At 70.8% G+C, this 13,584-nt stretch carries 11 protein-coding genes; 7 read left to right on the forward strand and 4 right to left on the reverse strand.

From position 1 onward, the window contains the following. Nucleotides 1-30: 30 nt before the first annotated feature. From AB0M02_RS04700 to AB0M02_RS04710, 3 genes are read right to left on the reverse strand one after another with little or no spacing between them, the layout of a single operon-like run. Nucleotides 31-687, reverse strand: coding sequence for a response regulator transcription factor (locus AB0M02_RS04700; protein WP_364221389.1), 657 nt, complete (start codon nucleotides 685-687; stop codon nucleotides 31-33). Beyond that, on the reverse strand, nucleotides 684-1,964 hold the full coding sequence (locus AB0M02_RS04705; RefSeq protein ID WP_364221392.1) for a sensor histidine kinase: 1,281 nt from the start codon (nucleotides 1,962-1,964) through the stop codon (nucleotides 684-686). Before AB0M02_RS04705 ends, AB0M02_RS04700 begins: the two co-directional genes overlap by 4 nt. A gap of 38 nt (nucleotides 1,965-2,002) precedes the next feature. After that, entirely contained in the window at nucleotides 2,003-2,356 is a 354-nt protein-coding gene (locus tag AB0M02_RS04710; RefSeq protein ID WP_364221395.1) for a MerR family transcriptional regulator, read from the reverse strand. A gap of 584 nt (nucleotides 2,357-2,940) precedes the next feature. Between AB0M02_RS04710 and AB0M02_RS04715 the strand changes: the two genes are divergently transcribed. From AB0M02_RS04715 to AB0M02_RS04745, 7 genes are all read left to right on the forward strand, one after another. Then, nucleotides 2,941-4,455 carry an amino acid permease gene (locus AB0M02_RS04715; protein ID WP_364221397.1) on the forward strand — a complete coding sequence of 505 codons (1,515 nt, stop codon included), beginning with the start codon at nucleotides 2,941-2,943 and terminating at the stop codon, nucleotides 4,453-4,455. Nucleotides 4,456-4,468: 13 nt separating this feature from the next. Next, nucleotides 4,469-5,815 (forward strand): glutamine synthetase family protein, encoded by a 1,347-nt coding sequence (locus AB0M02_RS04720; protein WP_364221400.1) that lies wholly within the window; start codon nucleotides 4,469-4,471, stop codon nucleotides 5,813-5,815. Nucleotides 5,816-5,845: 30 nt separating this feature from the next. Further along, nucleotides 5,846-7,201, forward strand: a complete 1,356-nt coding sequence (locus AB0M02_RS04725; RefSeq protein ID WP_364221403.1) for an aldehyde dehydrogenase family protein — start codon at nucleotides 5,846-5,848, stop codon at nucleotides 7,199-7,201. Between the two features lie 4 nt (nucleotides 7,202-7,205). Then, entirely contained in the window at nucleotides 7,206-7,970 is a 765-nt protein-coding gene (locus AB0M02_RS04730; protein WP_364221406.1) for a 3-oxoacyl-ACP reductase, read from the forward strand. Nucleotides 7,971-8,141: 171 nt separating this feature from the next. After that, nucleotides 8,142-8,831: a gamma-glutamyl-gamma-aminobutyrate hydrolase family protein gene (locus tag AB0M02_RS04735; protein WP_364221409.1), complete on the forward strand. Its 690-nt coding sequence runs from the start codon at nucleotides 8,142-8,144 to the stop codon at nucleotides 8,829-8,831. Between the two features lie 16 nt (nucleotides 8,832-8,847). Then, nucleotides 8,848-9,582, forward strand: a complete 735-nt coding sequence (locus AB0M02_RS04740) for a gamma-glutamyl-gamma-aminobutyrate hydrolase family protein (protein ID WP_364221412.1) — start codon at nucleotides 8,848-8,850, stop codon at nucleotides 9,580-9,582. Nucleotides 9,583-9,693: 111 nt separating this feature from the next. Continuing rightward, entirely contained in the window at nucleotides 9,694-13,221 is a 3,528-nt protein-coding gene (locus AB0M02_RS04745) for a SpoIIE family protein phosphatase (protein WP_364221415.1), read from the forward strand. On the opposite strand, the gene AB0M02_RS04750 is transcribed toward AB0M02_RS04745, so the two are convergent. Further along, nucleotides 13,211-13,528, reverse strand: coding sequence for an STAS domain-containing protein (locus AB0M02_RS04750; RefSeq protein ID WP_364221418.1), 318 nt, complete (start codon nucleotides 13,526-13,528; stop codon nucleotides 13,211-13,213). The two genes, AB0M02_RS04745 and AB0M02_RS04750, sit on opposite strands and share 11 nt — an antisense overlap. Nucleotides 13,529-13,584: the final 56 nt, after the last annotated feature.

Raw genomic sequence — 13,584 nt, forward strand, 5'->3', positions numbered from 1 at the left:
ACCCACGGGGTCCTTCGCAAGGAGGACCCCTCATGCTCCCGGCCGAACCACCCCCAGCTCGTACGCGAGCACCACGGCCTGCGTGCGGTCGCGGGCGCCGAGCTTCTGCAGCACCCGGCTGACGTGTGTCTTGACCGTCGTCTCGCCCAGGTGCAGGGCCGACGCGATCTCCGCGTTGGTGGCGCCACCGGCCAGCTGGACAAGCACCTCGTGCTCGCGCGGGGTGAGGTCGTCGAGGCGTACGCCCGGCTCCGGGTTGCGCTGGCGGGGCGTGGTGAACTCGGCGATGACCCGGCGCGTCACGGCCGGTGCCAGCAGGGCGTCGCCGGCCGCGATCACCCGGACCGCCTCGGTCAGCGCCTCCGGGGTGCCGTTCTTCAGCAGGAACCCGCTCGCGCCGGCCTGCAGCGCGGCGAACAGGTAGTCGTCCCGGTCGAAGGTGGTCAGGATCAGCACCGACGGGCCGGCCTGCGCGGCGATCCGGCGGGTGGCCTCCAGCCCGTCCACGCCGGGCATCTCCACGTCCATCAGCACCACGTCGGGGCGCAGCGACAGCGCGAGGTCGACCGCCTGCACGCCGTCGGCCGCCTCGCCGACCACGGTGATGTCGTCCTCCATCTCGAGGATGACACGGAAGCCGGTGCGCACCAGCTGGTGGTCGTCGGCCAGGAGCACCCGGACGCTCACGCCTCGGCCCCGGTCCCGACGAGCACCGGCGTGTACGGCAACCGCACCCGCACCCGATAACCGCCGTCGCCCCGCGGCCCGTGTTCGAGCGTGCCCTCGTGCACGGCCACCCGTTCCCGCATGCCGATCAGCCCCATTCCGGCCGCCGGGGACGACACGCCGCCCCGCCCGTCGTCCGCGATGTCCATCTCCAGCTCCCCCGACAGGTACCGGATACGGATGTCGAGGGTACGGGCATGCGCGTGCTTGAGAGTGTTGGTGGCCGCCTCCTGCACGATCCGGTACGCGGCCTGCGACACCGAGTCCGGCAGCGGCATCGGGTCGCCGAACGTCGCGAAGTGAACCTCGAGTCCCGCCTCGCGCGCGTTGTCCGCGATCTCGCCCACCCGGTCGATCCCGGCCGGCGCGGCCTCGGCCGTCGCCCCGGAGGCCCGCAGCGCGCCCAGCATGCGCCGCAGTTCGTCGACCGCTGTCCGAGCGCCCTCCTCGATCGCGGTGAGCGCGGTCCGTGCCCGTTCCGGGTCCTTGTCCAGCGCCCGGCGGCAGGCGGAGGCCTGGATGCCCATCACCGACACGTGATGCGCCACCACGTCGTGCAGCTCACGGGCGATCCGGACGCGCTCGCCGAGCACCGCCCGCTCGGCCGCGGCGTCCTGTGCCGCTCGCAGCTCGGCGGCCTGGGACTCGACCAGCGCCAGGCGGCGGGCGGCGTTCCAGGCCGCGTCACCGACGAGGTAGACCGAGGCGAAGTAGATCGCGTTGACGATGTACAGGTTGAAGATCACCGACCAGAGCGCCGGGAGCTCCCCGGAGGCGCCGTCGAAGTCCTGGTTCAGGATCTTGTCCCAGGCCATGGCGACCGAGACGGTGAGCCACGTGAACATCACCACGATGATCCCGAGGCGCTCGAACCGCGCACGCTGCCGGTTCGGCCCCCAGGCGCCCAGCGTGTACATGGCGGCGTAGAGGACGAACGACGTGACCTGCTGCTCCTGCGCGACTCGGATCTGCCCGCCGATGTAGACCACCGAGATCACGATGGCGACCGCCTCCGGCCACCGGCGCCGCCAGGCCAGCGGGAGCGTGGTGCCGACCGCCCAGGCGATCTGCTCGATGCGGCCCGGCGAGTCCTCGGTGGCCAGGATTCCGGCGCTGCGGGAGAGGAAGAGGTTGAGCACGACCACGACGACGCACGCCAGCCCGATCCAAAGGTCGTTGCGCATCTGGGCGGCGGTCGGGCCGGGGCGCCGCCACTCGTCGGCAGTCCAGGAAGGCATGGGGCGACCATCGCACGTCACCCCGGGACGCGGCCAGGTCAGGGTCTGGCGGCCGGTGCGCGGTAGTAGCGGGTGGTGCCCAGATCGCGGCGGGTCTGGCGGGGGATCAGAGCGCCCTCGAGTTCGGCGATCCGGCGGTGCGCGGCGTCGAGCTGATCCTCCAGGCTGACGACGCGGCACGCGGCGGTGAGCAGGAGGCCCTCGTCCAGCAGCTGCCGGACCCGGGCGGCGAGGTCGAGTTGATGGCGGGAGTAACGACGGTGACCGCCGGCCGAGCGCTCCGGCGAGATCAGGCCGGCCTCGTCCAGGCTGCGAAGAAACGCCGGGGTCACGCCGATCAGTTCGGCGGCCCGGCCCATGGAGAACTCCGGCTGGTCAGCGCTGTTGGCCATGATTCCTTTCGGATCCATAGTCCAGGGCCCCGGCGGGTAACCGGGGCCCTGGCTTTTCAATTCTTGTGCCGGCTCTGCCGGCTCATGTGGTCGACCGGCTGCGTGCCGCTAGCAGTCGACCGGAGTGATGGGCATCGGCTGCGATCACCTCTTGTCGGTTCGGGGACGTCGTGATTTCGCGTTGCTGCGGTATCTCGTCCTCCTTCTCCAACTCAGCGACTGTGCCAGTTGCTTGCCGACCGTGGCCGGCAACCTGAATGTATGCCCGTCGCGGGCTGATTTCTAGACTCGCCGCTGTAGATTTTTTAGCCGATAAGTCTGACTGAGCTGCGCAAACTGTTGCAACGATCGATGTCTTCGGTATGGCGGCGCGGAGCGGGCGCGTGAAAAGTGAGAGAGGTGACCGCGCTCCGCGCCAACCCGTGACTCGCGGCCCTGCCGAGGAACCGCTGAGTCAAGGCTCGCACCGGCTCCCCAGCGCGGCAACGCAATTAACGCTGGTCATTGACGCCCGTAACACGACGGAGAGATCATCACCGCATGAGTGGCTCAGGTCACAACCCTTCGGGCAAGGGAGCAGTTACATGACCACAGACGAGGAACGTCTCGCCCAACTCGGATACAAGCAGGAACTGCACCGCCGGCTCTCCGGCTTCTCCAACTTCGCCGTCTCGTTCTCGATCATCTCCATCCTGGCCGGTGCGATCACCTCGTACGGGATCGCGATGACCGCCGGCGGGCCGATGGCGATCACCCTGGGCTGGCTGTTCGTCGGCATCATGGTGACCTTCGTGGCGCTCGCGATGGCCGAGGTCTGCTCGGCCTATCCGACCGCCGGCGCCCTCTACTGGTGGGCCGCGGCGCTGGCCAAGCGCAACAAGGCCGCGTGGGCCTGGTTCATCGGATGGTTCAACTTCCTCGGCGAGGTCGCGGTGACCGCCGCGATCGACTTCGGCGCCGCGATCACCACCTCGGCGTTCCTCAGCCTCACCTTCGACATGGAGGTGACGACCGGGCGGACGTTCCTGATCTTCCTGGTCATCATCGCCGTGCACGGCCTGCTGAACACGTTCGGCGTGAACCTGGTGCGGGTGCTCTCCGACGTGAGCGCCTGGTGGCACCTGGTCGGCGTCGCGGTGATCGTCGGGGTGCTGGCCGTCGTGCCGGACAACCACAAGCCGATCTCCGAGGTGTTCTTCGAGGTGCAGAACGCCACCGGCTTCACCTTCGCCGGGGCGAGCGTGTACGCCGTGCTGATCGGTCTGCTGATGGCGCAGTACACGTACACCGGGTACGACGCCTCGGCGCACGTCGCGGAGGAGACCCACGACGCGGCCCGTGCGGCGCCGCGCGGCATCGTGATGTCGGTGGTCGTCTCGGTCATCGCCGGTTTCGTCCTGCTCTTCGCGATCACCTGGTCCATTCAGGACTACGAGGGCGCGCGGACCAGCGAGCTGGCGCTGCCGCCGGCGCAGATCTTCATCGACGCGGCAGGACACGACACCGGTACGTTCCTGCTGTTCATCTGCATGGTCGCGCAGTGGTTCTGCGGCATGGCCTCGGTCACCGCCAACTCCCGGATGTCGTACGCCTTCGCCCGCGACGACGCCCTGCCCGGCTCGCGGATCTGGAAGAAGGTCAACCCGCGTACCGGCACGCCGACCAACTCGATCTGGCTCTGCGTCAGCCTCTCCGTCCTGCTGGTGCTGCCCTCGCTGTGGAACACCACCGCCTACCTGGCGGCCACCTCGATCGCGGTGATCGGCCTGTACATCGCGTACGTCGGACCGGTGCTGCTGCGGCGGAGGCTGGGCGCGGACTTCGTGCCCGGCCCGTGGAACCTCGGCAGGTGGAGTGCTCCGGTGGGCTGGATCGCGATCATCTGGGTAGGCGTCATCTGCGTGCTGTTCGTCCTCCCCACGGCCAGCCCGATCACCACGACGACGTTCAACTACACGATCGTCGCCGTGGCGGTGGTGCTCGGTGCGGCCACCGTGTGGTGGTTCGCCAGCGCCCGCAAGTGGTTCACCGGGCCGAAGCAGAACCTGATCGAGAAGGCCGCGCACGGCGAGCAGACCATGCCCACGGCCAACGACTGATAGGACTGTATTCATGGATCTCGAGGAGCTCGACGTCGCCGTCGACAACGGCAGCATCGACACCGTGCTGCTGGCCCTGACCGACATGCAGGGCCGGCTTCAGGGCAAGCGGCTGCACGGGCGGTACTTCATGGACGAGGTGGTGTCCGGCGGGAGCGAGGGCTGCAACTACCTGCTCGCCGTGGACGTCGACATGAACACCGTCGACGGGTACGAGATGTCCTCGTGGTCCACCGGTTACGGCGACTTCGTGATGCGGCCGGACTTCTCCACGCTGCGCCGCGTCCCGTGGCTGCCCGGCACCGCGCTGGTCCTGGCCGACCTCACCGACACGTCGGGCCAGCCGGTGCCGCCGTCGCCCCGCCAGATCCTGCGCCGCCAGCTCGACCGGCTGGCGGCGCACGGACTCTCGGCGTACGCCGGCACCGAACTGGAGTTCGTCCTCTACAAGGACTCCTACGAGCACGCGTTCACCAAGAACTACCGGGACCTGACTCCCGCCAATCAGTACAACGTGGACTATTCGCTGCTCGGCACCTCTCGGGTGGAGCCGCTGCTGCGCCGGATCCGCAACGAGATGTACGGCGCCGGGCTCACCCCGGAGAGCGCCAAGGGCGAGTGCAACTTCGGCCAGCACGAGATCGCTTTCCGGTACGCGGACGCGCTCACCGCCGCCGACCAGCACGTGATCTACAAGAACGGCGCCAAGGAGATCGCCGCGCAGGAGGGCATGTCGCTCACGTTCATGGCCAAGCCGAACGACCGCGAGGGCAACTCCTGCCACATCCACTTCTCGTTGCGCGGCGAGAGCGGCCGGTCGGCGATGCTCGGCGACGGCCCGGCGCACCTGAGCGAGACCGGTCAGCGGGTGCTGGCCGGGCTGCTCGCCACGATGCGCGAGTTCAGCCTGCTGTTCGCGCCGAACATCAACTCCTACAAGCGGTACCAGCCGGGATCGTTCGCGCCGACCGCGCTGCGCTGGGGTGTGGACAACCGGACCTGCGCGCTGCGGATCGCCGGGCACGGCCAGGGCATGCGGGTGGAGAACCGGGTGCCGGGCGGGGACGTCAACCCGTACCTGGCGATCGCGGCTCTGATCGCGGGCGCGCTGCACGGGATCGAGAACGAGCTGTCGCTGGAGGACGAGTTCGTGGGCAACGCGTACCAGGACGAGAGTGCCGGGCGGGTGCCGGGCACGCTGCGCGAGGCTTCCGAGCTGTGGGCGGGCAGCGGGCTCGCCGAGGCGGCGTTCGGCGCGGACGTGGTCGCGCACTACGCGAACATGGCCCGGGTCGAGCTCGTGGCCTTCGACGCCGCGGTCACCGACTGGGAGTTGCGCCGGGGCTTCGAACGTCTGTGAAAACCGGCCGCCGGAGGGGATGATCAAGGCGTGACCGATGTGATCAACCCGGCGACGGGGGAGGTCTTCGCGACCGTGCCGTCGCTGGATCTTGCCGAGACCGATGCCGCGATCGAGCGGGCGGAGCGGGCCTTCGCCCGGTGGCGTGCGGTGGCGCCGGGTGAGCGGGCGCGGCTGCTGCGCCGCTTCGCGGCGGTGGTGGAGGAGCACATCGAAGAGCTCGCGCAGCTGGAGGTACGCAACGCGGGTCACACGATCGGCAACGCGCGCTGGGAGGCGGGCAACGTCCGGGACGTGCTCAACTACTACGCGGGCGCGCCGGAGCGGCTGATCGGGCGGCAGATCCCGGTGGCCGGTGGCATCGACGTGACGTTCCACGAGCCGCTCGGTGTCGTCGGGATCATCGTGCCGTGGAACTTCCCGATGCCGATCGCCGGCTGGGGTTTCGCGCCCGCGCTGGCGGCCGGCAACACGGTCGTGCTGAAGCCGGCCGAGCTGACCCCGCTGACCGCGATCCGGCTCGGTGAGCTGGCGCTGGAGGCCGGGCTGCCGGAGCACGTGTTCCAGGTGCTGCCGGGCAAGGGCAGCGTGGTGGGGCAGCGGTTCGTCACCCACCCGGCGGTACGCAAGGTCTGCTTCACCGGTTCCACCGAGGTCGGTAAATCGATCATGGCGGGCTGCGCGGACCAGGTGAAGCGGGTGACGCTGGAGCTGGGCGGCAAGAGCGCCAACATCGTGTTCGCGGACGCGGACCTGGAGGCGGCGGCCGCCGGGGCGCCGGGCGCGGTCTTCGACAACGCCGGCCAGGACTGCTGCGCGCGCTCGCGGCTGCTGGTCGAGCAGTCGGTGTACGACAGGTTCCTCGCGCTCCTGGAGCCGGCCGTGCGGGCGTTCCGGGTTCGTGATCCGGCGGACGACCAGGCGGAGATGGGCCCGCTGATCTCCTCGGGGCAGAGGGATGTCGTCACGTCGTACGTCCAAAGCTCTGACGTCGCGTTCCGCGGCACCTCGCCGCAGGGTGCCGGATGGTGGTTCCCGCCCACCGTGCTGCTGGCGCACTCGGCCGATGATCGCCACTGGCGTGAGGAGATCTTCGGCCCGGTCGTCTCGGTGCTGCCGTTCCGCGACGAACAGGAGGCGATCCGGCTGGCCAACGACACCGAGTACGGACTCTCCGGCTCGATCTGGACCCGTGATCTGGGACGCGCGCTGCGGATGTCGCGCGCGGTGGAGACCGGTGCGCTCAGCGTGAACAGCAACTCCTCGGTCCGATATTGGACACCGTTCGGCGGCATGAAGCAGTCCGGTCTCGGCCGGGAGCTGGGCCCGGACGCGCTGCTGTCGTTCACCGATGTGAAGAACGTGTTCCTGGCTATGGGGGAGTGACGAAGTGGATCGTTTGCAGGACCGGATCGCCGTGATCACCGGGGCCGGCAGTGGGATCGGATTGGCGACAGCGCGGCGGTTCGCGGCCGAGGGCGCTTTCGTCGTTTGCGTTGATATTTCCGAAAAAGCGGGTAAATCGGTTGCGGAGGAGGTCGGCGGCGAGTTCGTTGCCTGTGACGTCAGTGACGAGGAGCAGGTGAAGGCGCTCTTCGACGGCGTCGCCGCACGCCACGGCCGAGTGGACATCGCGTTCAACAACGCCGGTATCTCCCCGCCCGACGACGACTCGATCCTGGTCACCGGCCTGGACGCCTGGGAGCGGGTCCTCAAGGTCAACACGACCAGCGTCTTCTTCTGCTGCAAGTACGCGATCCCGCACATGCAGCGGCAGGGTAAGGGCTCGATCATCAACACCGCGTCGTTCGTCGCCCTGCTCGGCGCGGCCACCTCGCAGATCGCCTACACCGCGAGCAAGGGCGGCGTGCTGGCGATGACCCGCGAGCTCGGCGTCCAGTTCGCCCGCGAGGGCATCCGGATCAACGCGCTCTGCCCGGGACCGGTCGCCACCCCGTTGCTGATGGAACTGTTCGCGAAGGACCCGGAGCGCGCGGCCCGCCGTCTGGTGCACGTGCCGATGGGCCGGTTCGCCGAACCGGACGAGATCGCCGCCGCGGTGGCGTTCCTGGCGAGCGACGACGCGTCGTTCATGACCGCGTCGCAGTTCGTCGTCGACGGCGGTATCACCGGAGCTTACGTAACACCGCTGTGATGTTTCAGCAGCGGCTACGCTGGGAACGGTCCCTGGTACGCCCAGCTCACACTGGGTGCAGGGGCCGAATCCCCGCCCGCACGGGTTCCGATCCCCGTGTGGGTGGGACAGATGGGCCCGTCACGCGGCGCCGGTTCTCCGGCGCCGCGCGCCTGTGACTACGGTGGTGCGATGCGTCCGATCATCGGCATAACGACATACGTCTTGCCTGCTACCTGGGGCGTCTGGCACGACCTCCCGTCCGCGCTGGTCCCGCACGACTACGCCGAGGCGGTCCGGCTGGCCGGTGGCCGTGCCGTGCTCCTGCCCCCGGACGACCTCGACGCCGACGTGCTGGACCGGATCGACGGGCTGCTGCTCTCCGGCGGCCCCGACGTGGAGCCCTCGCTGTACGGGCAGCGGCCGGGCCCGCACACCGTCACGCATCCGGACCGGGACACCGCCGAGCTGGTGCTGCTGCGCGCCGCCCTCGACCGCGACCTGCCGCTGCTCGCCGTCTGCCGTGGCATGCAGCTGCTGACCGTGGCCTCCGGCGGTTCCCTGCACCAGCACCTGCCCGACGTGTTCGGCCACGAGAAGCACCGCCCGGCACCGGGGGTGTACGGCTCGCAGTCCGCCGAATTCACCCCCGGCAGTCGCATCGCCGACCTTATGGGCGAGGACGTCACGATCAACTGTTTCCATCACCAGGGTGTCGCCGACGCCGGGTCGCTGACCGTCACCGGACGGGCCGCCGACGGCCTGCCCGAGGCGGTCGAGGATCCGGAGCGCCGATTTGTCCTCGGCGTTCAGTGGCATCCCGAGGTGAGCCGCGACCGGCGGCTCTTCGGAGCGCTGATCGCGGCGGCAACGAACACGTAAGGAGAAACCCGCCCGCATGCGACGACCCCTCATCGGCCTCACCGCGTACGCCGAGCACGTGCAGTACGGCCGCAACGAACTGATGGCCGGAATGCTCCCGATGACCTATGTGCGCGCGGTGCACGCCACCGGTGGCCGGGCCGTTCTGATCACTCCGGACGACCCCGGCACCGACGTGCTGGAGTCGCTGGACGGCGTGGTCTTCACCGGCGGGGGTGACATCGATCCGTCGCACTGGGGCGCCACCGCGCACCCGGCGACCGAAGTGGACAAGGCCCGCGACGCCGCCGAGCTGATGCTGATGCGCGCCGCGCTGGAGGCGGACCTGCCCGTCCTCGGCGTCTGCCGGGGCATGCAGGTGATGGCCGTGGCCACCGGCGGCTCCCTGCACCAGCACCTGCCCGACCTGATCGGCCACGAGCGGCACCGGGCCGCGCCGGTCACCGACCCGCTGGCCGCGAACGCCTCCGACTACGGCCGGCACGACGTGCTCGTCGACGAGCGGAGCCGGGCGCACGCGTACTTCGGCCGGTCCCTCACGGTGAATTCGTTCCACCATCAGGCGGTCGCCGATCCGGGTGAGTTCGTCCCGGTCGGCTGGTGCCCCGAGGACGAGGTCGTGGAGATCATCGAGCATCCCGGCCGGACGTTCGCCCTGGGCGTGCAGTGGCACCCGGAACGCACTCCCGACCTCCGGTCCTTCGCCGCGCTCGCCGAGGCCGCCACCCGAGCCCGGGTGATGGCGGCGTAGTCCGAAGTCGATCTCGGGCGGCGCGTGCGGGGCGGTGCCCGTTCGCCGGTGCTACGGTGCCACCGGGCCGGGTGTTCCGACCGGTCCCGGAAGAGCCGTGGGAGGCATGAAATGGGTGCCCTGCCGAGCCGGCTGCGCATCGCCTTCGAGCGCGGCGGCGAGATGGGCGCGCGGATGTCCGCTCTGGACTGGTCCGCCTCACCGATCGGCGACCCCGCGACCTGGCCGGACGAGCTCGTGAACGCGGTCGTCACGATGCTGGCGTCGCGCACACAGATCATCATCTTCTGGGGCCCGGAGTACACGTCGCTCTACAACGACGCGTACATCGCCGCGCTGGGCGGCAAACACCCGCGGTACCTCGGCCGGCCCGGCCGGGAGCTGTGGGCCGAGACGTGGGACGTGCTGCACGAGCTGTTCGACGGCGTGCTCGCCGGTGACCGGTCGTTCTACGCGCCCGACCACCCCTTCCTCCTGGAACGGCACGGGTTCCTCGAGGAGGCGTACTTCGACATCTCGTACGACCCGATCCGGGACGACTCCGGTGTCGCGGGCGGGGTGTTCTGCATCGTCACCGACACGACCGGACGGGTGCTCAGCGAACGCCGGGTGCGGACGCTCAGCGCCCTCGGCCGCCGGCTGGCCGACTCACCCGGCGACGCCGCCGCGGTGCTCTGCGAGAACGCCGCCGACGTGCCGTACGCGGCACTGATCCTCGACCCGCCCGGCCCGGTCCAGCCGGTGATCGACGCGGTGATCCGTGACGGCCGCCCGGGATGGGTGCCGCTGCGCGCGCTGGTGGCCCAGCCACCGTCCCGCGCCGCCGACGAGGCGCTCGTGCTGCCGATCGGCGTCGGCGCGGACACGGTCGGCGCGCTGGTCGTCGGGCTGAGCCGGGTGCTCGAGCTGGAGGGCGACTACCGGGACTTCCTGGACCTCGCCGTGGCGCAGATCTCCCGGGCGGTGGCGAACGCGCGGGCGTACGAGCAGGAGCGCCGCCGTGCTGCCGAGCTGGCCGCTCTGGACCAGGCCAAGACGAACTTCTTCTCCAACGTGAGCCATGAGTTCCGTACCCCGCTGACGTTGATCCTGGGCCCGCTGGAGGACCTGCTCGCCGACCCGGCCACGCCCGACGGCCTGCGCGACCGGCTGCGCCCGGTGCACCGCAACGGCCTGCGCCTGCTGAAGCTGGTCAACACCGTGCTCGACTTCTCCCGGCTGGAGTCCGGCCGGATGCGCGCGGTGTACCGGCCGACCGACCTGGCCGGGCACACCGCGCGGCTGGCCGGCACGTTCCGCCCCGCGACCGAGCGCGCCGGGCTGGATCTCACCGTCGAGGCGCCGCCGCTGCCCGAGCCGGTCCACGTCGACCACGAGCTCTGGGAGAAGATCGTCTTCAACCTGCTCTCCAACGCGGTGAAGTTCACCCGCGCGGGTGAGGTCGTGGTGCGGGTGCACGCCGAGGACGGGCACGCGGTCCTCACCGTCCGCGACACCGGCATCGGCATTCCCGAGGCCGAGCAGGCGCTGCTCTTCGACCGCTTCCACCGGGTCACCGGCGTGTGGGCGCGCAGCCACGAGGGCACCGGCATCGGCCTGGCCCTGGTGCGCGAGCTCGCCGAACTGCACGGCGGCACGGCCGAGGTGCGCAGCACGCCGGGGCAGGGCAGCGAGTTCGCCGTACGGATCCCGTTCGGCACCGCGCACCTGCCGCCGGACCGGGTCAGCGACGACCCGGTGGCGGCGGAGTCGGCCGAGCCGCGGCTCTGGGTCGACGAGGCCACCTGGTGGGCCGGTGACGGCCCGGCCGGCCCGGAGCCGGTCCGCGAGCGCGCCGGTGGCCGGATCCTGCTCGCCGACGACAACGCCGACCTGCGCGAACACGTCTCCCGGCTGCTGAGCCCGCACTGGGACGTGGTCGCCGCGGTGGACGGCGTGGCGGCGCTGGAACTGGCCCGCGAGGACCCGTTCGACCTGGTGCTGACGGACGTGATGATGCCCCGGCTGGACGGGTTCGGCCTGATCGCGGCGCTGCGCGGCGACGAGCGGACCCGGGATGTGCCGATCGTGGTGCTCTCCGCCCGGGCCGGCGAGGAGGCCGCGGTCGAGGGCCTGTCGGCCGGCGCCGACGACTACCTGATCAAGCCGTTCTCGGCCCGCGAGCTGATCGCCCGGGTCCGGGCCAACCTGGAGCTCGGCAAGATCCGGCGGGAGATCGTCGACCGGTTGCGCCGTCTGGTCGACGCCGCCGTGGCGCTCAACACCGTGCCGACCACGGCCGAGGTGCTCGACGTCGCCACCCGGCACGTGCTGGCCATGACCTCGGCCGGCCGGGTGGTGCTGACCGCACCGGACGCCCGGGCCGAGCAGGACGGCGGCGCGGCGCCCTCGGCACCGCCCGACCTGGTGCTGCCGCTGCCGGACACCGCCGGGCCGCCGCTCGGCGAGCTGCGCGTCTGGTCCGGCCCGGCCGGCCCGGCCGAACCGGCGGTGCTGATCCAGCTGGCCCGGCTCGTCGGGCTGCGGCTCGCCAACGCGCGCCTCTACGAGACCGAGCACCGGATCGCGACCACACTGCAGCACAGCCTGCTGCCGCAGTCGCTGCCCCGGGTGCCCGGCGCCATCGTGGCCGGCCGGTACGTGCCGGGCAGCAGCGAGGCCCGGGTCGGCGGCGACTGGTACGACGTGATCGCCGGACCCGACGGCGAGCTGTTCCTGGTGATCGGCGACGTCGTCGGCAAGGGCGTGCACGCCGCCGCGGGCATGGGGCAGCTGCGCAACGCGCTCCGGGCGTACGTGCTGGAGGGCTTCGACTGCGGCGGCGCGCTCTCCCGTCTGAACCGGCTGGTGGACACGCTGGGCCGCCGGCAGTTCGCGACCGTGCTCTGCGTCGCCTTCGACCCGCGGACCCGGCGGCTGCGCTACTCCTCGGCCGGGCACCCGTCGCCCGTGATGATCGCCCCCGGCGAGGCCGGCACGTTCCTGTACGACACGGCGCTGGGCCCGCCGATCGGTGCGCTCGGCGACGTGACCTACCCGACCCGGGAGACCGAACTCGCCGCCGCCAGCCGCCTGCTGCTCTACACCGACGGCCTGATCGAGGACCGCCGGCACGGCATCGACGACGGGCTGTCCGAGCTGACGGCCGACGCCGCCAAGCCGACCGAGCACGTCGAGGACCTGCTCGAGGCGCTGCTGGCGAAGGCCACCCGGTCCGCCCGGCGCGACGACATCGCACTGATCGCGCTGGAGGTGACCGAGCCGCGCGAGTTCGTGCTGCGGCTGCCCGCCGAGCCGGAGCGGCTGACCGTCCTGCGCCGGCGCCTCGAGGACTTCCTGGCCGCGCACGCGGTGCCCGAAGCGGACGTGTTCGACCTAGTGGTGGCGGTCTCCGAGGCCGCTGCGAACGCCATCGAGCACCCGCTCGAACCGGCCGAGGCGGTGATCATCGTGGAGGCGTCACTCGACATCGGCGCGGTGGTGGTCACGGTCCGCGACACCGGGCGCTGGCGGCCCGCCGGCGACGCCGGCTTCCGCGGACGCGGCCTGGCCCTGATCGGCGCGCTCACCGAGCTCTCGGTGCACCGCTCGCCGGAGGGAACATCGGTGACGTTGCGACGGCCGCTGACTACTCCTTGAGCCAGGGCTGCTGGCCCAGGCCGGAGATGTCCAGCACCCGCCGGACCCGGTCGGAGGGCAGGACCTCCAGGGTGCCCGGATAGTGCTCGGCCAGCCGGATCAGGGTGTGGATGGCGGCCGAGTCGAAGAAGGTCACGGCGCGCAGGTCCAGTGTGGCGGAGCCCACCCGGTCCGGAGTGGCGGCCAGGTAGAGGGACTCCGCGGTGGACATGTCGACCTCACCGGTCACCGTGACGGTGACCCGGTCGCCGGCCACCGCACCGATCGCCGAGAAGTTGGGGTCAGCACCCTCTTGATCCACGAACATACGATTTCACAGCGTTCCCGGCACCAGCAAGGAAGAGACCCCCCAGGCGAGCCGGA

Source organism: Actinoplanes sp. NPDC051861 (genome assembly GCF_040681145.1).
In the GTDB taxonomy this organism is placed as follows: Bacteria; Actinomycetota; Actinomycetes; order Mycobacteriales; family Micromonosporaceae; genus Actinoplanes.